This window comes from Shewanella xiamenensis (assembly GCF_014647135.1).
GTDB lineage: Bacteria > Pseudomonadota > Gammaproteobacteria > Enterobacterales > Shewanellaceae > Shewanella > Shewanella xiamenensis.
The window spans coordinates 178,576-199,331 of the sequence record NZ_BMOP01000005.1 but is presented as its reverse complement, the minus strand read 5'-3'; the positions used below and the strand labels follow the sequence as shown (position 1 = coordinate 199,331).

16 protein-coding genes and 1 pseudogene are annotated in these 20,756 nt (G+C 44.3%); 13 read left to right on the top strand and 4 right to left on the bottom strand.

Annotated elements, in window-relative coordinates; genetic code table 11:
- The first annotated feature begins 70 nt into the window (after window positions 1-70).
- On the top strand, window positions 71-1,102 hold the full coding sequence (locus IEY09_RS07055) for an isoaspartyl peptidase/L-asparaginase family protein (RefSeq protein ID WP_037417989.1): 1,032 nt from the start codon (window positions 71-73) through the stop codon (window positions 1,100-1,102).
- Between the two features lie 335 nt (window positions 1,103-1,437).
- Here the strand turns inward: IEY09_RS07055 and IEY09_RS07050 are convergent, their stop codons facing one another.
- Entirely contained in the window at window positions 1,438-4,149 is a 2,712-nt protein-coding gene (locus IEY09_RS07050; RefSeq protein ID WP_037417992.1) for a bifunctional acetate--CoA ligase family protein/GNAT family N-acetyltransferase, read from the bottom strand.
- 431 nt (window positions 4,150-4,580) lie between these two features.
- On the opposite strand from IEY09_RS07050, the pseudogene IEY09_RS07045 reads away from it, so the two are divergent.
- The 4 genes and pseudogenes from IEY09_RS07045 to IEY09_RS07030 form a co-directional block, all read left to right on the top strand.
- Window positions 4,581-5,198: pseudogene (locus IEY09_RS07045) on the top strand (methyl-accepting chemotaxis protein); the annotation flags it as partial.
- Between the two features lie 109 nt (window positions 5,199-5,307).
- Window positions 5,308-6,522: an IS4-like element ISSod3 family transposase gene (locus tag IEY09_RS07040; RefSeq protein WP_069455038.1), complete on the top strand. Its 1,215-nt coding sequence runs from the start codon at window positions 5,308-5,310 to the stop codon at window positions 6,520-6,522.
- A gap of 308 nt (window positions 6,523-6,830) precedes the next feature.
- A complete protein-coding gene (locus IEY09_RS07035; RefSeq protein ID WP_188870431.1) occupies window positions 6,831-7,979 on the top strand; it encodes a DUF1570 domain-containing protein in 1,149 nt (382 codons plus the stop codon).
- Between the two features lie 115 nt (window positions 7,980-8,094).
- Window positions 8,095-8,544, top strand: a complete 450-nt coding sequence (locus tag IEY09_RS07030; RefSeq protein ID WP_144344984.1) for an SRPBCC family protein — start codon at window positions 8,095-8,097, stop codon at window positions 8,542-8,544.
- A 144-nt stretch (window positions 8,545-8,688) separates the two neighbouring features.
- Here the strand turns inward: IEY09_RS07030 and IEY09_RS07025 are convergent, their stop codons facing one another.
- Entirely contained in the window at window positions 8,689-10,281 is a 1,593-nt protein-coding gene (locus IEY09_RS07025; RefSeq protein ID WP_047537566.1) for an ABC-F family ATPase, read from the bottom strand.
- 1,004 nt (window positions 10,282-11,285) lie between these two features.
- On the opposite strand from IEY09_RS07025, the gene IEY09_RS07020 reads away from it, so the two are divergent.
- The 5 genes from IEY09_RS07020 to IEY09_RS07000 all read left to right on the top strand — a co-directional run bounded on the left by IEY09_RS07020 (window position 11,286) and on the right by IEY09_RS07000 (window position 16,548).
- A complete protein-coding gene (locus tag IEY09_RS07020) occupies window positions 11,286-12,254 on the top strand; it encodes a helix-turn-helix transcriptional regulator (RefSeq protein WP_037429087.1) in 969 nt (322 codons plus the stop codon).
- Window positions 12,251-13,456 carry an EAL domain-containing response regulator gene (locus tag IEY09_RS07015; protein ID WP_069455035.1) on the top strand — a complete coding sequence of 402 codons (1,206 nt, stop codon included), beginning with the start codon at window positions 12,251-12,253 and terminating at the stop codon, window positions 13,454-13,456. The genes IEY09_RS07020 and IEY09_RS07015 overlap by 4 nt, the downstream gene beginning before the upstream one ends.
- Window positions 13,449-13,757, top strand: coding sequence for a hypothetical protein (locus IEY09_RS07010; RefSeq protein ID WP_037418635.1), 309 nt, complete (start codon window positions 13,449-13,451; stop codon window positions 13,755-13,757). Before IEY09_RS07015 ends, IEY09_RS07010 begins: the two co-directional genes overlap by 8 nt.
- Window positions 13,747-15,681, top strand: a complete 1,935-nt coding sequence (locus tag IEY09_RS07005) for an ATP-binding response regulator (RefSeq protein WP_188870429.1) — start codon at window positions 13,747-13,749, stop codon at window positions 15,679-15,681. Before IEY09_RS07010 ends, IEY09_RS07005 begins: the two co-directional genes overlap by 11 nt.
- A gap of 84 nt (window positions 15,682-15,765) precedes the next feature.
- Window positions 15,766-16,548 carry a CLCA_X family protein gene (locus tag IEY09_RS07000; protein ID WP_037418641.1) on the top strand — a complete coding sequence of 261 codons (783 nt, stop codon included), beginning with the start codon at window positions 15,766-15,768 and terminating at the stop codon, window positions 16,546-16,548.
- A gap of 10 nt (window positions 16,549-16,558) precedes the next feature.
- On the opposite strand, the gene IEY09_RS06995 is transcribed toward IEY09_RS07000, so the two are convergent.
- Window positions 16,559-17,485, bottom strand: coding sequence for a hypothetical protein (locus tag IEY09_RS06995; protein ID WP_037429082.1), 927 nt, complete (start codon window positions 17,483-17,485; stop codon window positions 16,559-16,561).
- A gap of 476 nt (window positions 17,486-17,961) precedes the next feature.
- Here IEY09_RS06995 and IEY09_RS06990 point away from each other — a divergent pair, with 476 nt between their 5' ends.
- The 3 genes from IEY09_RS06990 to IEY09_RS06980 all read left to right on the top strand — a co-directional run bounded on the left by IEY09_RS06990 (window position 17,962) and on the right by IEY09_RS06980 (window position 19,956).
- Entirely contained in the window at window positions 17,962-19,131 is a 1,170-nt protein-coding gene (locus IEY09_RS06990) for a PepSY-associated TM helix domain-containing protein (RefSeq protein WP_188870427.1), read from the top strand.
- On the top strand, window positions 19,131-19,595 hold the full coding sequence (locus IEY09_RS06985; RefSeq protein ID WP_188870425.1) for a PA2404 family protein: 465 nt from the start codon (window positions 19,131-19,133) through the stop codon (window positions 19,593-19,595). Before IEY09_RS06990 ends, IEY09_RS06985 begins: the two co-directional genes overlap by 1 nt.
- A 97-nt stretch (window positions 19,596-19,692) precedes the next feature.
- Window positions 19,693-19,956, top strand: coding sequence for a hypothetical protein (locus tag IEY09_RS06980; RefSeq protein WP_188870423.1), 264 nt, complete (start codon window positions 19,693-19,695; stop codon window positions 19,954-19,956).
- A 145-nt stretch (window positions 19,957-20,101) separates the two neighbouring features.
- Here the strand turns inward: IEY09_RS06980 and nth are convergent, their stop codons facing one another.
- Entirely contained in the window at window positions 20,102-20,752 is a 651-nt protein-coding gene (gene nth / locus IEY09_RS06975; RefSeq protein WP_188870421.1) for an endonuclease III, read from the bottom strand.
- Window positions 20,753-20,756 lie beyond the last annotated feature (4 nt).

The following is a 20,756-nucleotide window of genomic DNA, read 5'->3' as shown; positions in this document are numbered from 1 at the left end:
GCAAGGAGATGATTGAAATTAGTCATTGAAATGGTTACAAAGGACGTTACTGTTTAAGGGGATGTAAATAATGAAAATAAAATTAGCCACCTTTAGTTTAATTCTCTCGAGTGCACTTTTTATGTCACAAAATACCCAAGCAAATGAAAAACCTTTTGCCATTGCGATCCACGGTGGCGCAGGCACGATATCTAAAGCCAATCTCACGCCTGAACTGCGACAAGCCTATAAAGATAAACTAAAAGAAGCCGTTGATAAGGGCTCAAAAATATTAGAACAGGGTGGCGATAGCATATTTGCCGTACAAACAGCCATCAATGTATTGGAAAACAGCCCTTTGTTTAACGCTGGCGTGGGTTCGGTTTACACCTATGATGGTGGTCATGAGTTAGATGCCTCTATCATGGATGGTAAAACCATGAATGCAGGCGCTGTGGCAGGTGTACGCCATATTGCTAATCCAATCGATTTAGCTATAGCGGTGATGAATAAGTCCGAGCATGTGATGCTCTCGGGCGCGGGTGCTGAGGAGTTTGCCTTGACTCAAGGTTTTACGCTGGTACCTAACAGCCATTTTGATAGCGATGCCCGTTATCAGCAATTACTCGATGCCAGACAAAAATTGCAGGCGGCTGAAAAGTCCGAGCAAATTGCAGGTATTGAGATGAAAGATCTCGATTATAAATTTGGCACCGTTGGCGCAGTCGCTTTAGACAAAAACGGTAACTTAGCGGCGGGGACATCCACCGGCGGCATGACGGCTAAGCGCTTTGGCCGGATCGGGGATTCGCCAGTGATTGGTGCGGGCACTTATGCGGAAAACGGTGTTTGCGCTGTATCTGCAACGGGTCACGGTGAGTTTTTTATTCGCTACCAAGTGGCGGGCGATATCTGCGCTAAGGTGAAATACCAGCAAAAATCCATTATTCAAGCGGCGGATGAAGTGATTAATCAACGTCTTATCACGGCGGGCGGTTCTGGTGGGGTGATTGCGGTTGATCATCGAGGCAATGTTGCTACCCCCTTTAATACTGAGGGGATGTACCGTGCAACCCGCACCAATGGTGAACCCGCACAGGTAATGATTTGGCAGGATCAATAATGTGAGTCACCTGCGATCATCACAAAGAATAAGTGTCGCATAAGCGGCACTTATTATTTGTAAGACATTAGGGTGTGTTGACGTTTCGAGATTAAATGTTGATCGTTCCGGCAGCACGTGCTCGCGAAACGAGGAATGCTGTGTCGTTATTCTACTCAAATGACGAGCGGCTCTTATGGCAGGAAGTAAGTCGAACCCTTGAGGCAGCATTTGGCGGGCGTTTCTGCCGCATTATCGTCCGTTTATGTAGAATAACTACACGGACTTTGCCTTGCATAAACGCCCGCCAAATTGCTGCAAAAATAACCCTAAAACGTCAAAACGCCCTAGATATTTCATGAATTGACAGGGCTGTTACTTTTGAGGTCCATATGCATTTTGATCAAATGTTCCTCCATATCGAAGGTCACCTTAAAGCCTAAGCTTTTAGCAAGACTTGCCATATTGCGGTTTTCAAACATGGTAAAGCCTGTAAGCACAGGGGTGTCATTGGCTTGATAGTATTTAATCAATTTTTCAAGCAGCAGTTTACCTAGCCCAATGCCTTGATGATCCCCCCGTACCGCCATAGCAAATTCTGCCTCGGTATTATCGGGGTCGATGGAGGCCCTTACCGCGCCTAAGGTAATGTCATCGCCATCGGGCCCTTTGGCCGTAGCGATAAAGGCCATTTCGCGGGCATAATCGATTTGAGTCAATACCGCCATTTCCTCGTGGGTCATTTTCGAGCGTACGCCAAAGTAGCGTTTATATCTGTCCTCATCGGAGAGGGAGTTATCAAAGGCCAAATGTTTAGGCTCATCCTCGGGAAGAATGGGGCGAAGCATCACTCTGAGGCCATTTTTTAGCTCGGCAAATTCTTCTAACTCTTTGGGATAGGGCATGATGGCAAGTCGAGAGGGATTATCCGTATTGGCATCGTGTAGACGGATATTCACATCGAGCAGGGTAATGTTTTCCCCCGCCGCCAGTACAGGGTTGAGATCCAGCGCCGCAATCTCTGGACAGTCGATAATTATGTGGGATATTTGCGTTAGCATTACGCATAGGGCGTTCATATCAAGCCCTAGTGGCAAATGCCGATCTTTTAACTTATGGGTTTTTAGGGCTTGGATGACCATATAACGGGCCAGCGCCATATTGAGCGGAGGCAAAGCAACCGCCGCATCCTGAGTCGGATCCCATTCTGAGCCGCCTTCACCCAAACAGATAGCTGGGCCAAAGACGGGATCGCTTATCACGGCGACACGGATTTCCTGCGCGCCCGCAGTCAGTGCCATCTTTTGTACTATCATGCCTTCGATAATGGCGTCCGGATTGGCTTGGTGTACCCGCTGGGTAATGGCATTCGCGGCATGGCGAATGTCTTCCTCAGAGGTGAGATTAAGCATCACCCCGTGAACATCGGATTTATGCAAAATATTGGGTGATTGCACCTTGAGCGCAAGGGGGTAACCCGCCTCATTGGCAATAGCGACGGCCTCATCAGCATCTTTGACAAACCAAGTGTCGATAGTATTGAGGCCATAGGCGCGCAAAATCGGGCTGGCTTCATGGGTTTCGAGTACCGCTTTACCCTTGGCCTGCGCCGCTTGCAGCAATTTTCGCGCTGTTTGGCTATCGGTCGGAATATTGTCGGGGATCGACTGCGGCACTTCCTGTAGCAGTTTTTGATTGCGACGATATTCCACCATATGCATAAAGGCGCCTACTGCCCCTTCGGGGGTGCGATAGGTGGAGATGCCGCCCTTGGTAAAGCGTTTGCGGGCTTGATAGGCCGAGTCTTCACCGCTCCAGTTGGTGAGGATATTTAAACGGTTTTTCTTCGGATGCGCGTGGATAACTTTAATTAAGGCATCGGCAATCTCGACACTTTCACCAAGGGCTGAGGGCGAATGCAATACTAAAATGGCATCTAATTCCTCACTATCCATTAGGATGGAGAGCGCATTGGCATAGCGGCTAGCATTCGCATCACCGATAATATCCACCGGATTTTGCTTCGACCACGTCGAGGGCAGTACTGCATCAAGCTTAGCAAGCGTGTCTGGGGATAATTCTGCTAATTTCCCGCCGCGGAGGATCAGTTCATCGACGGCTAATACCGCGGGCCCGCCACCATTACTGATAATACCTAATCGCTCTCCCTGCAGTGGATTGGAGTGGGCAAGGCTTTCAACCGCCGCAAAAAGTTCTATTAAATCATTTACCCTCAGCATCCCCGCGCGCCTAAAGGCGGCTTCATACACAGCATCATTACCACCGATACCGCCCGTATGTTGTTTCGCGGCCCGTACGCCTTCGGCGCTGCGGCCCGATTTAATCACTAAAATCGGTTTATTACGCGAGGCTGCTCGGGCAGCAGAGAGAAAATGGCGCTTCTCATTAACTGAGTCGATATACAGCATAATGGCACTGGTACGGCTATCGCGGCCGAGATAATCGAGCAGTTCATCGAAGTTAATATCAGTGGCATCGCCAAGGGAAATAAAAGACGAAAAGCCAATCCCTTTGTTATTTGCCCAATCGAGCACTGTGGTGCATATTGCCGCTGATTGGGATACAAACGCAATTTTGCCGGGTAAGGCACTCGCATGGGCAAGGCTAGCATTGAGTCCTAAGGGCGGTAAAAGCATCCCTAAACTATTAGGACCAAGGATTCGCATGCCATAACGTTTGGCATGTTGCATAGCTAGATCGAGTAAGCTTACACCATCATCGTTGACTTCCTGCGCCATTCCAGAAGCCATAATAATTGCCACTTTACAGCCAAATTGCGCGAGAGTTTCGACAATCGCGGGTACACGGCTAGCACGAGTACAAATCACCGCGAGGTCGGGTTTTATCGGTAAGGCTTCAATGTTGGGATAAGCAAGCACGCCCATTACCGCGCGATATTTGGGCGTAACGGGCATGATGGGCCCAGAAAACCCGCTGGAGAGCAGGTTTTTCATCAGCACATTACCTGCACGTTTCTCGCTATTAGAGGCGCCAATGATGGCAACGGATGTGGGTTTAAATAAGGAATGTAGTGTACGTTGACTCATAAATGATCCCATCCCAGACGAAGACGCTGCCAGTGTAACCTACGCACGTGGGGCTGCACAGTTTTGATTCAGGTATTGCGCGGTAAGTTTATTAGTAAATCATTAAGTTAAATGCGGTAAACATCATATTTTTATCTTTAATGAAACATTTTTAGTAACAGCGAAATCTCTGACTACAGAAGCGAAAACCTGTGGGCTTTGCGGAGATTTTGGCGGCCAAATGCTACAAGGCTGCAGATGGCAAACGTCTACTCCTTGCCTCTCGTCATCTGAGTCGACGTATTACGAGAGTATAAGCTTGCCAGAGCGAAGATAATCTAATCAAGAAATGTCAACACGCCCTAAACAAAGTAAAAATTTTCCGTATTTGTTTGAAAACCCCTGAATCTCAAACTACTTTTTACACACGGATAAATTATTGTGAAGTGTTTATGAGATACATGGATGGCATCATCGGAGTCTTTGCAATAGCAATAGGTTACTTGGTGGGGTCTATTACCCTTTGGCTCCTCAGTCCGGTGTTGGCGGTTGCCGTGATGTTATGTTGGCAATTTTACCGTCAGCAGCAATCTTCGGTGGTGTCTAGCACCTCTCAAGTAGAACAACGGGATGACGTCGCTCTTGGTTGGCAAACGCATCAACGCTTATACCAAGAGGCGATTGCGACTGTGAGTGAATGTGAAAATAATATCCATAATGTCCTGCGGGTTCAGGAGGATGCGGTTAATTTACTCGGAGATTCTTTTGATGGCTTAGGCCGGCTGATGACTGAGCAAACGGGATTTATCTCTGATCTAGTAAAAAGTACCGATGATGCTGAGATATTTCACTCCGAGCAGATGAAACAATTTGCGAATAATACGTCGCAAACGTTAGAACGCTTCATTCAATCCACCATAGAAATGTCTGCCTCAACAATGGAATTGCTTGAGAAAGTTAACCTTATTTACGAATCCATGCCGCAGGCGATGAAGGCCTTACAGGATATCGATCAAATATCTTCTCAAACAAACTTACTCGCTTTAAATGCCGCGATTGAGGCGGCGCGCTGAAGAATCCCCTGATGATTTTCAGATAAATCATTAAATTAGAGTGAACTTGCACCTTGAAGTGTGATCAGATGGAAGTGCGAACAAACATCAATCACAGGGCATCAAGGTGCAAGTGTTAACTATCTTACATCAATCTCTCTATCAACATTGTCCAGAAATCCATCAAAAGCGACTGAATACACTCATGGTCGCCTGCAAAGCCCTCATCAACGCGGATTGTCTCACCCTCACGCATTTAGGGCGGCACATTGATGGCACCAGCACTCATACTAAACACTCAATAAAACGCATGGATAGATTATTGGGCAACCCGCACCTTCACCATGAAAGACTGGCTGTTTATCAGTGGCATGCAAAGTGGCTGCTAACAGCACATACGATGCCGACCATACTGGTGGATTGGTCTGATATGCGTGAAGGTCGTGAACTGATTGCACTACGCGCCTCTATTGCGATTAAGGGCCGCTCTATCACGCTCTACGAGCGAACATTTCCGTTAGTACTACAAGGCACACAAACTGCCCATAATCAGTTTCTGAATGAACTCCATAAAGTGTTACCTGACAATATTACCCCGCTGATAGTCACTGACGCGGGCTTCCGTAATCCATGGTTTCGAAAAGTCGAGCAGCTCGGTTGGTATTGGCTGGGTCGTGTCAGAGGATTAAGTGTCTATCGGCTGCACCCCTTCGGTCGCCAATTTTCGCTAAAAGCGCTTTATCCCAAAGCCAGTCGTCGCGCAAAACATGTTGGGCGAGTGGCGTTATCGGTAAAGAAACCCTTGTTATGCGAGATGGTATTGTTCAGGGCTCCAAGTAAAGGCAGAAAAGGTCAGCGAAGTACGACAACAGACTGTCACCATACGGCGCAATGGACGTATGAACTGACCGCCAAAGAGCCTTGGGCACTGGTGACCAACTTGACCATAGAAGCCATGTCGCCTCAAAAACTGGTTAATATTTACCAAAAACGGATGCAAATAGAAGAAACCTTTAGAGATTTAAAAAGCCCCGCTTATGGCTTTGGTTTACGTCATAGCAGAACACGTTATGCGGCGAGGATGAACATACTGCTATTGATAGCATTATTGGTACAACTGGCATTTTGGTGGGTAGGATTATACGGAGAAACACAGCAATTACAGCGGCACTTCCAAGCCAACACGGTAAAGAAAAGGAATGTGCTATCAACAATCAGGATGGGCAAAGAACTGCTGCGGCGACGGCATGACTACCCCATATCAGCAGATGATTTGCTTTGTGCTGCGAAGAAACTAGCCCAACTCTCATTAACTCATGGTTGTTGGGGCTATGAATTATGAGGGGATCCTACAGTGCAATACCCCTTAAGGATTAATTAACCCAATTCATTTAGTTGTGTTTTGTTGGGTACCTTATAAGTGTAAACCAAGAGAGAAAAAATGCGGCAAAACAAGTCTTTTTCGATGGATATTTTGTTTAGTCTTAAGTGAATATTATAGTGTTGTGTATTTTGATGTTGTAGCTTGCTGACTGATCAAATAATGTCTTATTTCAACACATCTTGGTATTGAACTTTTGCCTATTGAAGAGAAGGTTTATGTGTTCACTCGTGAGCTTAATCGTCATTGAATCTTAGGGAGTGGTGGCAATGGAAAGCCGCACAAAGCATATTTTTGTAACGTTATTTTCAATGGCCATTATCGCTTTGCTAGTCGATTACTTTCACTATCAAGGTCGATGGAGCCGCATTGAGACCAGCCAACTAGTGACTAATATTATGAAGCCTGTTCATCACTACTGTGCTGCTTATCAATGGGATTGGTGCTCTGCATCAGAAGTTCCGCCCACAATGAGTCAAATAACACCTCGGAGTGTGGAAAATGAAACACACCAAATGGATTTTGATGGATGTAATGCCTTGGTAGTAAAACAGGGAGAAGAGGCTAAGCAAAGAAGAGGAATATATACTTGGGTTGATGAAAATGGGCTGACACATTTCTCTGATAGTAGCCATGCAATTAAGGATACTCAGCTGACACTTTACACAGAGCCGCAATATAGTTTTGATTTAAAAATTGATTCATTGGCTACGACTCCTCCACCATTTTTTCGAGATCGTCTCAATGCAACGATTAAAGACATTGATAGTATTTACCGAAAATACTTACCAAAACGTCAGCTTCATCCAATCAAAGTCAACTTAATGTTGGCTGGAAACCTGTCCGCTTATAACAAATTAAAGGCACGTTATGCTTCTCAAGTAGGTGCAAGCCAAGGATTTTATTCTGGTCAACATAACCTAGCAGCAGTATGGCATCGTGACGATGCCCAAGCATTTAGAACTGCAATCCATGAGAGTGTTCATGTAATCAATGCCGGACAATTTGGTGGTATACCTCGCTGGTTAAATGAAGGACTTGCTGAGTACTTTGAATCTTCAGAATTCTTAGAAACCGTTGAGTTAAATACTCGATATGAATCAATCATTAACAATAATACTCGGAACAAGTCGAATATGGTTTTTGTAGATGATAAAGCTCATTTATCAATGGGGCTTGTTGAGCTACTTGTATCAGAACAAGATTGGCAAGGACAGATGCAAGATGCGCTCTATCAACATTCTCACAGTTTTGTTCGCTTCTTGTTTCAACATAAAAATGGCAAACAGTTATTAAGGCGGTTATTTGAGCACCTTAGTACGCAGCGTTGTGGAACTAAGAATGTTGACGAAATACTCGCTTCTTACCCAGGGGGGATCAGTCAATTAAATAGAGATTGGCTGGGATGGAGGCAATAATAGATGGAGAATTTTAACTATAGAAATTACACGAGCAACTATAATCTTGTTTTTTGCTCGTGCTAAATACTGATGTTAGACACGGTGCTTAAACGTCATTTTAAAGGATAAGGATATGTCGGATAACACAGGTACAGTGAGATTACATCGGGTGTTGCGTGCACCAGCGGCGTTAGTCTACAAAGCATTTACCGATAAAGCGGCGTTAGAACGTTGGTTACCACCTTATGGCTTTGTAGGGACAATTCATGAGTTTGAGTTGGCTGTCGGTGCAGGGTATTCCATGAGTTTTACCCAATTTGCGACCGGGTACAGTCATTCTTTTAAGGTGACTTATACCGAGCTAATCCCTAATACACTTATCCGCCATAGCGACCAATTTGATGATACTAATCTACCCGGGGTGATGCAGGTGACAATTGAACTTGCCGAGGTAGCCTGTGGTACCCGCTTGCAGATAGTACAGGAGGGCATTCCTGCGATTATTCCTGAGGAGATGTGTTACTTAGGCTGGCAAGAGTCACTACTGCAACTTGCGGCTTTGGTTGAAGCTAAGACGGAATGAGGTCGTCAGTCACTGGGTGATATAAAAAGGGTGATATAAAAAAGACGCTTATCTCGAGTAGAGTGAAGCGTCTTTTTTATTGGGTAATTTTATTGGCAATCGATAAAGCCTTTTAAAAAGGCTTAGTACCTAGTACCCGCAGGGCTACGCACTGGCAAGGTTTGCCAGATACTCATCAAATGTCCCTTGAAAGTTCACCAATTTTCTATCACGAATATCAATAATGCGAGTCGCTAACGAAGAAACAAATTCGCGGTCATGGCTGACAAAAATCAGCGTGCCTTCAAAATCTTTGAGGGCATTATTGAGCGCTTCAATTGCCTCCATATCCATATGGTTAGTCGGTTCGTCCATAATGATGACGTTGATATCTTGCATCATTAACTTACCGAAAATTAAACGGTTTTTCTCTCCGCCGGAGCAGTTTTTAGCCTTTTTATTAGCATCATCTTCGGTAAACAGCAAACGACCTAACATGGCGCGTACCATCAAATCGTTATGTTTGGGTTGGCGCCATTGGTCCATCCATTCAATAATAGTCAAGTCATTATCGAAATCGCTGGTACTATCCTGTGGGCAATAGCCGATAGCGGCATTTTCGGACCACTTAATCGTGCCTTCATTATGGATTAATTCATTGACTAAACAGCGTAATAGGGTGGTTTTACCCACACCGTTCTCGCCAATAATTGCCAGTTTTGCGCCAGCTTCGAGAATTAAATCACCGCCTTCGAATAAGTTTTCGCCATCAAAACCATGGCCAAGATTTTCCAGCACTAAGGCTTGGCGATGCATTTTCTTGCCAGCAGCGAAACGAATCGATGGGGTAATTCGGCTGGAGGATTTCACTTCATCCAGTTTAATTTTGTCCATGCGTTTGGCGCGCGAGCTGGCTTGTTTTGCCTTAGAGGCGTTGGCACCAAAGCGGTTAACAAAGTCCTGTAATTCTTCAATCTCGGCGCTCTTTTTGGCGTTGCCAGCTAAGAGTTGTTCACGCAACAATGCCGATTGCGCTAAAAAGTAGTCATAGTTGCCGGGATAAATACGCAGTTCGCCGTAATCGATATCCGCCATATGGGTACACACAGCATTTAAAAAGTGTCGATCGTGGGAGATGATGATCATGGTACATTTGCGTTTATTCAGCTCAGTTTCAAGCCAACTAATGGTATGAATATCTAAGTTGTTGGTCGGTTCGTCGAGTAGCAAGATATCAGGGTTAGCAAACAGCGCTTGGGCTAATAACACCCGCAGTTTCCAACCAGGCGCAACCTGAGACATAGGACCATAGTGGAAAGACTCTTCGATACCGGCTTCGATGAGGATTTCGCCCGCGCGGCTTTCGGCGCTGTAACCGTCCATCTCGGCAAACTCACTCTCCAAGTCACCCACGCGCATGCCATCTTCTTCGCTCATATCTGGCTTGGCGTAAATGGCGTCACGCTCTTGCTTGATTTTCCACAGTTGGGTATCACCCATGATCACCGCATCGATAACCGTGTATTGCTCAAAGGCGAATTGATCTTGGCTTAGGGTGCCGACTTTTAGGCCTGGGGTGATGGACACGTTGCCTGATGTCGGGGCGAGGGCGCCACTTAAGATCTTCATAAAAGTCGATTTGCCGCAGCCGTTAGCGCCAATCAAACCATAACGGTTGCCGTTGCCAAATTTTGCCGAGATATTTTCAAATAATGGCTCAGGGCCGAATTGCATGGTGATATTTGCGGTAGAGATCAAGGGGATGTCCTAGGAGTTACGTCTTAATAAAAGGCTTAAACCGGCTGCGTTGCTGACAAACGCCGTTGCAACAATCATGCTTATGTCAGCAAAGTCTTGGCCAAGATAATTTGGCCGCGCAGTATAGCGATTTCACGCACAATATGCGAGTTACAAACAAATCCTTAAAGATAAGAAACTTGCCGATGAAGCCCGTTTAATAAGCATGCAGTGTCTCTTGGCTCCGCGAGGGAAGGGCATCTACGTAAGCGCCTTTATCCTTGAGTGATGCCCGTGATTAGCACTACCCATCTAAACCTTGGAGTGGTTAATTACTGCTTATTTCCACTATGGGTTCGCCTCGTTTACCCCCTAACGCGGGGTATTGCTCACCAAGCGCACAGGTTATTTTGAATTACTATTCACTAATGTGCATATCCTTTAGCAAAATTCCCGAGGTTAGCCTTTTGTTTATGCAAATTTTAGAATAAAAAACCGCTTAGGGTTTCAGTGCCTTCCTCACTGTCATGCCCCCTTGATTCAATAATTAGTCTCGTTAGTTGGCATGAGTTGCCGCCGTTGTCTGCTTATCGAAATACTGGTGTTAGCGATTGCGCCTTTATTTTCTTCGAGGCCGATATTTAACTGAATGGTAATAAAACATTGCAATTCTATGTTTGATTTCTGTATCTATTTGTATCGTCAGTAATATAGCTTGTTCGAATAGATATTACCGCATGGATCACTAGACACTTTTTCCCATGACACACTGTAATAGTGCCATGGTCTTATTTAAAAGATGACACTTATACTGCTATTACCGTAGCAAAAATATGGTTATATGGCTAAATCTATAAAGGTATAAGTGATGCAAGAAGAGAAAATCACTGGTCTCTATTTTGTGGAAGAACAGCAACGTATCTGGATTATCTATACCCTAAGGTATCCAGAACCAATAGATGATGTTGACCTTGAGACATATATGGAGCTGCTTGAGAAAATAAAAAAGACTGATGGAACACGCTATGATTTGTACACCTATCTCCTATCAAAGCAAAACAAGTGCACAGACATTCTCCAATTTCTTAAAACACACACGCACTGAAAATCAACTTTCACAGGAGGATTTATGTTGTTTACTCAGGGAAAAAAGTTGTTTATTTGATGCTTTAGATGCGATTACGATTAGCCGTTGGGAGCGAGGAGTCAATATCCCATCACTAGCAAAACAGGCAGAAATTGTAGAAATTTTTGGTTCAGAATTATTTGATATTTATCGGCAGGATAAAAGTTTTGTTAGTGAAGGGCTCGCCTCGATTAATTTATTTGATTCGAGTGTCGAACGTAGCGAACATCCTTATTATCGTAATAAACCTTATCGTGTCGAATTTATTGATAACCATCATGATAACTTTTTGACCTTACTACAGTTGAGCCTGGTGTATGAGAGTAACCCCCGGCTTTGTTTGAATAATTGTCAATTATCGCAACCCTTTTTTTTGGGATTATCGCTCGTTGTTGCATTTAGTTTTGGTGAGCAGATTGTTGGGCATTGTTTGTTTTGCCGTACGCACGCTAAGGTTGCGCTCGAGTTTATGAATGATGAAGTGGATTTGTTTGAGGTCATTAGCCATAACAGTGAGTCTAGCCCTGATACCTTAATGGTGTTTTCTTCTTTTGGTGTCACACCTCATATTGAAAACTATATGATGTCTGTCTACCTGAATGAAATGGCTTTATGTCGTTCGATAAAGTACTTAAGTTTCAGCATCTGTGATGAATCCTTAAAAAGGAAGCTTTCCCAATTCAAGTTACCTATTTTTAAAATTAGAACCTTAGAAAACAATCATAGAACTATAAAGAATTATTCCTTTTTCGCCAGTAGAACCGAAGTCATGGCTAATCGAAATTTGCTGAAATTATCGGTTATTCCTTCGGCTAAGTCTCAGACAATCGATCCTATTTTCTTTATGCAGCTAGAGACCAATATATGAATATACTCATTATTGATGATCAAAAATTTATCCGAGAAACGCTCAAAGCGGATATCAATAAATGTTTAGCCGAAAATGAAATTAATATTTATGAAGCCAGTAATGGCAATCAAGGGATTGATTTAATTATGGGGTTAAATGTATCACTCGATCTCATCATTATCGATTTGAAGATGGAGCAGGGCGATGGTATTGCTGTCATCAATATGTTGGCGACAGAGCCTCGCTGGATGTCGATTCCGATTGCCGTGATCAGTTCTTCCGATAAACGAACTCTTGAATTGGTAGACTGTATTATTCATACACTCAGGTTAAACCTATTGGGTGTGTTTGCAAAGCCTGTCAATGCCAGTGATATATTAATGCCATTGCTTACGACCGACACCGAAGATGTGCCTGAGTCAACTACGCATCGTCATCGAGGTCACCGACATGCAAATATCAACGTTCAACAGTTACTTAAGGATGAACAGTTGATCCTCTGTTACCAGCCAAAGATTAATTTAAAAACCCAAGAAATTACTGGTTTTGAGGTGTTGTCTCGTTTATGTGATCGCCACCATGGTTATATTTATCCCGACGTATTTTTGCCTTTAATCAATCAACAGGGATTAAACAGTATTTTTTCGCGGATGGTGATTTCTCAGGCGTTGCAGTGTTGGCTACGCCAGCCTCTACTCACCCCATTTTCATTATCAATCAATATTACGGCAGATGATCTCACCTGTGAGGAATTAATTGAATACATTATCGAGTCTAGTCGTGCTCATACGGGGATTCACTTAATTTTAGAGTTAACTGAATCACAGGAAATCATTAATCAAGATCGAGTTCTTAATTCGATTGCCCGGCTCATTATTAATAATGTTGATATTTCACTGGATGATTTTGGTAAAAGCTATTCGACCTATGATCGTCTTGATGCTATTCCTTTTAAAGAAATAAAAATTGATAAAAGTTTTGTCTCCGATATGGATATCAATCATCAACATTATTTAATTGTTGAGTCGACCATTGCCCTAGCGCAAAAGATGCACGTAAAAGTGGTTGCCGAAGGCGTAGAAACTGCCGCTATTGCCGCTATTTTGACAGCCTTAGGTTGTGATGTGGCACAGGGATATTTGTATAGTCCACCCATTGAAGGTCGTTACCTTATTAACTGGATAGGCCATTATCAAAGTGAGTGTTTAATACATGAATAATCATGGGCTTGAACACCAAGTGAAGCAAGCGCTGTCAGTTTTTTTTGCGCAATATCAACAGCCTCAGCAACAAGTGTTAAGGCGAGCTTTACTCATAGAGCTTGAACGCATGAGTCTGCAACTTATGTCACTCAACGCTGAAGAATGTTTTTCTGATCTTAGGCATGAGTTTTTGGGGATGACGAGTTATCTCGCCTTGGATGAGACGTTGTGTGTTTCAAATTTGGCTTCAGTATCGGCTTTTAACACCCAGATCCAATTTTTGTTAAATGCCGTAAAGGAGCAAGATAATGGGGAGTAAATATACTTCAAGCATGTACTTGCTTACCGGGTTATTTATTACGCTGATTATTATTTGCTTAACACTTGCCCATTCAATTAATGAATTTAAAGCGGTTTATCAAAAAAAAGCTCAGGCAGTATTTTCATCATCCCAAGATATGTTTTTACAACACCGTATTATGTTAGACGCATTGCGATCGTTTTTTAATGCTTCCGCTGCGGTGACCACAAAAGAATTTGAAGTATTTGCTAAGGATTTGTTGAAGATCAAATCTGCCGTTGCCTTCACATTAACCCCTGAACTCGAACTGGCGTATATTTCTGATCCATCCATCTTACCAGAACTTAAACCATTAACATTAAGTATGATGGACAACGGGAGTTTACACGCCAGGCTAATCAATTATACCCTTTTGACCGTTAAGATTGATGAACCTCAGATGCCTTATTTGATTTATGCCATTTCCCAAAAAAGGATTTTGACGCGTATCGATCAAGAGCAAGATGTATGCATTACGTATCAGTTCGAGCATTCAATTTTACGAAGCGCTTACTGTGATATCCCTGCTGCAACGGGGATTTGGCGCTTATTTGCCTATTCAGATCGTCAGTTTATTACATTGAACGAATATCAGACCCGTTTCAATTTACAGGTTTATTATCAGGTACCTCGAGCGGAAGTGATTGAGCTTTTCGTTATAATCCTATCGATTGCGCTTCTTGGGCTAGCATTTTCGCTACTATGGTTTTTTAAAGCGAAACATCAACAGCTTATTGAACGCATCGAATGTGAAAATCGTTCGAAATTAGCGGTAATGGCCAGTATTAATCATGAGATCCGCACGCCAATAAATGCCTTACTTGGATATAGTCGGATGCTCAAGAAAACTCTTTCAATACCATCCGAGCCAGCGCAGCAGGGCACATCAAGACAGGAGCTAAGCCATATTGTCGATAAAATGATCTGGTCAGCAAATTTGCTTTATTCGGTTGCAGAAAACACATTAAATTACAGTAAGGCTGAAGTTGGAAAACTCACATTAGATCAGCATGCGATTAATCTTAGAGAATATGTTGGTCGCATTCAGGAATACTATCAAGCTTTCAATACTACTTCGGGTAAAACCCTCACTGTGTCGGTGAGTGATACGTTACCTGACTTGCTTAAGCTTGATGGCACTAAGCTATTCCAACTTGTCACCAATATTATTAATAATGCTTTTAAATACAGTACTGGTGAGCAGGTACACTGTTATATGGATTTACATCCTTCATTTAATCAAGCTTCAGCTTCACCTATGTTGAGGGTGTTGATCCGTGATTTTGGTGAAGGTATGCCTATGCAGGCAAAGCGGGCGTTAGATAGTCCTTTTATTTATCAATCACTGTCCAGCTCCTATGGTATTTCGGGAGTAGGGCTTGGGCTTTATACCTGTAAGCGATTATTGGAGCAGATTGGCGGTAAATTACGGATACGCAGTCAGCAAGGACGAGGAACCACGGTATTAATGCACTTTCCGTGTCAGTTTTATCACCAGAAGCAGGAGCCAATACACCGTTATACCCAGCAACCATTACTATTAGTGGACGATAATCTGTTTAATCTTGAGATTTGCCGTGGAGCGCTCGAGTCCCATTTTGCCCAAATCCACTGTACAGATCAGGCTGAATCGGCGTTAAGGCTATTTAAAACGCTGCGGCCACCATTGGTGATTGTCGATTATCGGTTAAAGGAGACTGACGGATTAGTGTTAATCCAACAAATGCGCCAGCTTATCATTGAGATGGATGATAGTACTTGGGGATGCCAGTATTTTCTGCTCTCAGCCAATGATAGTGATGAGATCCCAGCACTTAGGCGATTCCCCGATGTGGTCTTTATCCAAAAGCCCTTTAGTTTAGAAGTGTTTTTGAGCAAATTAGCGGCAATTACGCCAGTATAGGATGGTTACTGGAACACTATAAATGCATTCGGCTTTCACATAGAATGGCCTTTATACATACTTAACCGACGATTCTAACGGATTGTGCTAATCCATCAGCAATACCACCGTCATGGCCCCGATTATCGCTTTGGGGAGCAAATGACTTTTCTCGACGTGAAACAAACCTTTGGCTTTAGTCATGTGCGCGTAGGGCGTTGGGTTACGCGGGAAGAATCCTTAATTGCCGCTAATTTAGTGTTTGATTCGCTGGCAGACCTTGCCTTTATCCTGCATTTACCGCCCTTAACCTTAGGGCTAAGGCAAACCTTAAGTCTTGCCTTTGGTCATGGCGGGCAAAAGGGTGTGCAGGCCCATTATGCTCCCGCGGCTAGAGAGCTGGCATTAGCAAAAAATGCCGGCGCTGGCGCCTTGGCCCATGAGTTTTGGCATGCGTTTGACCATTATGTGGCGCCGAAGGCGTTTTCGCGAACCACGGGACGTTTTAAGTGCGCCAGTGATCTCTGGCTTGCTGATCTGCCGCTCATTGATCATCCGTTAAATCAACGTTTAGCCGAAATTTTTCGAGTGACATTACTCTCTGAGGACAATCTAGCGCCGAGCGATTATGTACGCCGTGCAATAGCATTAGATAAGCGTTATGGTGCGCAGTATTTTGCTAAACCCACCGAAATGATGGCTCGGGCCTTTGAAGCGTGTATCGAATCCTATCAAGGGATCCAAAATCCGTATTTGGTGTCTGGCACACGTTACTCTGCGCTGGCAAAGGAAGGAGCTTATCCCGATGAATCACATAGACAACGTATCTTTAATGCCTTGATAGCCTACTTTGAGCCATTAGGCATAGCGTTAGGGAAAGTAGGATAAGCGAACAGTGTTAATCTGCGAGTTGCTGCTGGCAGTAGGCAAGTTGGTGGCGAATGGCATCGAGCCATTGTGAGGCGCGGTAATCCATTAAATACCAAGGGCTGAGCTGTGTTTCGGGCTGATGATTAAAAAACAGCGACTCACATGCGATGAGTTTAGCTTTATCCGCACACTGCAACCAAATAGCGCTTGGCGTATGTGCTAACTCGGCTAAATGCTGCCGTACTCCTTGCTTGGTATCCTCATTTACACACTCAATGAGGCGATATTGTCTCAATAAATCCAGTTTGATAAAGGGATCTTCACTTTCACTGATAAAGTTTATTTGGTGTGTGGCCTCAGTTGTTTGCTCCCAAGGTTTCAGCGTAAATTCAGTCCAGTCTAAGCGCTCACAGAGTAGGGCTTTAGCGATCCTTCTTTCCCCTAACCAGTTATGAACCATGCAGGGGAGATGGACCGTCTCGGGCAGTTCAACACTGCGCCGTAAGCTGGGCAGTAGCGACATGCGCTGAACTTGTAGTTGTTGTGCCAAGGTCATCATAAGAACGATCGCCGTTAAGCCCGATGATGGCCAGCAACCGAGAGTTGCAGTGAGATCGGTGGCGACTTGGGTTAATGCTTTCGCCAGTTGCACACCTTGGTGATGACCTTGTACTTCAAAAGCATATTGCGATTCGGCAAAGCCACCATTGGCAATCGTAACCACATGACCATGGGGCGTGAAATGCTGCGGACATTGCGTACCATTAAAAATAAAGGTGAGACCTTTCGCGGCAGGTTGCCATTCCCCTGACGCATTGCCAATGATGGTGGCTTGCTCAAGCTTGAGTTGCTCGGCAAGTGCTTTGAGGGAAATCCTAGGTTGCGGCTTAGCCAATTGACGGTGCATATGCGTATGTGGCTGAGGCGCATCGGCTAAGGGGTGTGAATAGGGCATACTCGCAAGGACTCTCTAAAGCAAAGAGGGCTAGTGTACTGGATCTTCTGTGCTGACTAAAGAATTATTGCCTACAAGCTATCGGTAAAATAATTAATAAAATTTTATAATAACAGTACGTTACACTGTTTTGTTTATCAGTATTACTTACTCACTAATCATCATAAACACAGGTATCTCAGCAAGAAACCTATACCAATTGCTCCAGAGTTTCATCTAGACGCGCCTTCGACAGGCTAAGGAATATATGTCGATTTGAATCGGTGGTAATCAGCAGTATGCTATAAACATTTTCATTTAAACCTATCTCGCTTCATCCATCCTGAGCGCTGCTTGAGTTGAATATCCAGAGGCTGGTCGTCCTTAAATGTGTGACTGATCTTGTAAATATAGTAGATTACCCATATACCGTATTGATAATAATTCGTATTAACTTTACACTAACAGGATTTTAAAAGAGGTAGGAACAACTCCCCATGGCGAAAATAAGTAATCGCTTCTGGTTTATGTTACACGGCTGGGTATCATTGCCCATCTGGATTTTATTCAGTTTCATCTGCTTAACGGGCACGGTTGCAGTACTTAGTCATGAACTGACTTGGCTGACTAACCCTGCAGCCCGTGCGACCAATCCGAATGAGCTACCCGCTAAACCCGTTGATGAATTAATGCTGGTGGTGGAAAAGGCCTATCCGAATGCGCAAGTCATGAGAGCGATGACCTTTGAGCCTTATATAGTCAATGCCATTACTTTTACCGATGCCGATAAGCCTTATGCTATCGCCTATGTGAATCAATATACGGGTGAGATCCAGCAGATCAACGAAGGCATCACTTTTATCGGCTTTATGCGTTCATTACATGGTTGGCTGTTGTTTCCTTGGCAGGGCGGTTATAGCTTGGGGTATTACCTAGTGTGCTCTATGGCGCTCTTGATGCTTGCCTCATTAGTGACAGGGCTCATTGTGTACAAACGCTTTTGGCGCAGCTTTTTTGCGCCTAAATTACGTCTAACGCAAGGAAAGAAGACCTTGTTGTCGGATCTGCATAAGTTATCGGGCGTTTGGTCGATTTGGTTTATCGCGATAATGAGCCTCACCGGGCTTTGGTATTTAGTCCAAGCTATCTTCTGGCATGCGGATATTGATATCGAGCCCCATGCACCATTGATTGCTGCCGAGCAAGTGCCGCTAGTACAGGCTGGCGATTCAAAAGTGCCAAGCGCCAATGTCTCTTTTACCGAGGCTTTAAGTTTAGCCAAACAGCGCTTCCCCGATTTTCAACCAAGTTATGTGATGCTGCCTGAGCATCAACGGGATATGTATCATTTAAGCGGCAGCGGCGATCATATTTTTTATGATCAATATTCCTATAATCTGAGCATTAATCCATGGACCGGCGAAATCGCCAGTGTCAACTCGCCAGAAACCATGACAGGTATGCAAACCTTAATGCATATTGCCGATCCGCTGCATTACGGCACCTTGGGAGGGATTTGGACTAAATTGATTTGGTTCTTTTTTGGTCTGGTGCTTTCTGGGATGTCAATCACTGGTTTTATGATGTGGGGATTGCGCCATGTTCGCGCCTTTAAACAGGCCGAAACCACAGATTTGGCCGCAGATATGATTGGGGAGGCTCGCTAATGGCAAAATCAGTATTTTGGTTAAAGCATAAATACAAGCTCAGTGGCTTGATTTTAATTTTACCCTTAGTGTTCCTCTATCAGTCGCTTAGCCCGAGTTTTCCACCTGCTTGGCCGAGTCAGCAACTAGGGGAGTTTAAGATTGCGCCTATGCCGTTAGATTTAAAGTCGCCCTATAAACACCACGATGATTACGTTAAAGATTTTATGTTGATCTTTGAACAGGGAGATGTGGCTCATATTCGTCAAGCTTATGTCAATATCGGCCCAGTGGCACTGCCATTAGAAGCCCTACAAAAAGGTGAAAATGGGGTGTTACATGGCAGCAAACATGGCCAACATGTGCATGCGATTACGGGCGCTAAGTTAGCGGCAACGGACAGCTTGTGGGTGTCGATTCAAAATTGGCAGGGCGAATGGTTGGTTAGCCAATGGCCCGTGCCCGAGGCGGTGTTAGTTCAGTAATAACGCTATAAAATTGTTTGCAGTAAACTAGCCCTCAGGTGCAAACTGTGCCTGAGGGTTATTTTTATCGGGTAGATTTTACTGCATAGGATGTGATATGGAATTTACTGAAACAGAACTCGCGTTAATTGCGGCCGCAACACAAAAAGTGCAAATGGCGCAGCGGGTGCGGATGGGGGTGATTATTTTGCTTATCTTAGGTACGTTCACGTTGCTGGCAGGATTTTGGAGTCACCCTTACGCGATTTATATTGCCTTTGCGCTGGTGGTCTTTGCGGTCGCGCTACCTCAGTTTGGCCAAGGGCCCAAATATGAAGAATTGCTAGCTCTATTGCAGCAAAAAGCCGCTCAAGCAAAATGATTAATCTGCATCAAAGTGCTAAGAACGGTGCTAACAACAGCGCGAATAACAAAAGGGCTTTCAGCAAAATATTCTCTAGCCTAAAAGCCCTTGTTATTTGTTCATTCCGTTAGTTAAAGCGCTTAACGACAGCCATATGGCGCCCTTATTCTTCGGGGTAGACCTTTTCTTTTGGTGGAGAGTACTCGCAAAGATCCTCAATAATACAGCTGCCGCAGCGGGGTTTGCGGGCAAGGCAAGTATAACGACCATGCAGAATAAACCAGTGGTGCACATCGACCTTAAATTCAGCGGGAACAACCTTTAACATACGCTCTTCGACTTCGACCACGTTTTTACCGGGGGCGAATTTAGTGCGGTTTGCGAGGCGAAAGATATGGGTGTCGACGGCGATGGTTGGCCAGCCAAAGGCGGTGTTTAACACCACATTGGCGGTTTTACGGCCGACACCGGGAAGCGACTCTAGCGCTTCTCTGTCCTCTGGGACTTCGCCATTGTATTTTTCAATCAAGATCTCACAGGTTTTAATCACATTGATAGCCTTGTTGTTATACAGGCCAATCGTCTTGATATATTCCTTTAATCCTTCCACGCCTAAGGCATAAATGCTGTGGGCGGTATTGGCCACCGGAAACAGTTTATCGGTCGCCTTATTCACGCTCACATCAGTTGCTTGTGCCGACAAGGTCACCGCCACCAGTAATTCAAAGGGACTGGAGAAATTCAGCTCAGTTTCGGGTTTGGGATTGTTTTCACGTAGGCGGGTGAGGATTTGGATGCGTTTTTGTTGATTCATAGTG

Bases quoted from the DNA above. Each gene is read 5' to 3' on its own strand.
- IEY09_RS07050 (WP_037417992.1), bottom strand. From the start codon at position 4,149: ATGAGTCAACGTACACTACATTCCTTATTTAAACCCACATCCGTTGCC.
- IEY09_RS07005 (WP_188870429.1), top strand. From the start codon at position 13,747: ATGGGGAGTAAATATACTTCAAGCATGTACTTGCTTACCGGGTTATTT.
- IEY09_RS07015 (WP_069455035.1), top strand. From the start codon at position 12,251: ATGAATATACTCATTATTGATGATCAAAAATTTATCCGAGAAACGCTC.
- IEY09_RS07055 (WP_037417989.1), top strand. From the start codon at position 71: ATGAAAATAAAATTAGCCACCTTTAGTTTAATTCTCTCGAGTGCACTT.
- IEY09_RS07020 (WP_037429087.1), top strand. From the start codon at position 11,286: ATGATTTGTACACCTATCTCCTATCAAAGCAAAACAAGTGCACAGACA.
- IEY09_RS06980 (WP_188870423.1), top strand. From the start codon at position 19,693: ATGGAATTTACTGAAACAGAACTCGCGTTAATTGCGGCCGCAACACAA.
- IEY09_RS06990 (WP_188870427.1), top strand. From the start codon at position 17,962: ATGGCGAAAATAAGTAATCGCTTCTGGTTTATGTTACACGGCTGGGTA.
- IEY09_RS07035 (WP_188870431.1), top strand. From the start codon at position 6,831: ATGGAAAGCCGCACAAAGCATATTTTTGTAACGTTATTTTCAATGGCC.
- IEY09_RS06985 (WP_188870425.1), top strand. From the start codon at position 19,131: ATGGCAAAATCAGTATTTTGGTTAAAGCATAAATACAAGCTCAGTGGC.
- IEY09_RS07030 (WP_144344984.1), top strand. From the start codon at position 8,095: ATGTCGGATAACACAGGTACAGTGAGATTACATCGGGTGTTGCGTGCA.
- IEY09_RS07010 (WP_037418635.1), top strand. From the start codon at position 13,449: ATGAATAATCATGGGCTTGAACACCAAGTGAAGCAAGCGCTGTCAGTT.
- nth (WP_188870421.1), bottom strand. From the start codon at position 20,752: ATGAATCAACAAAAACGCATCCAAATCCTCACCCGCCTACGTGAAAAC.
- IEY09_RS06995 (WP_037429082.1), bottom strand. From the start codon at position 17,485: ATGCCCTATTCACACCCCTTAGCCGATGCGCCTCAGCCACATACGCAT.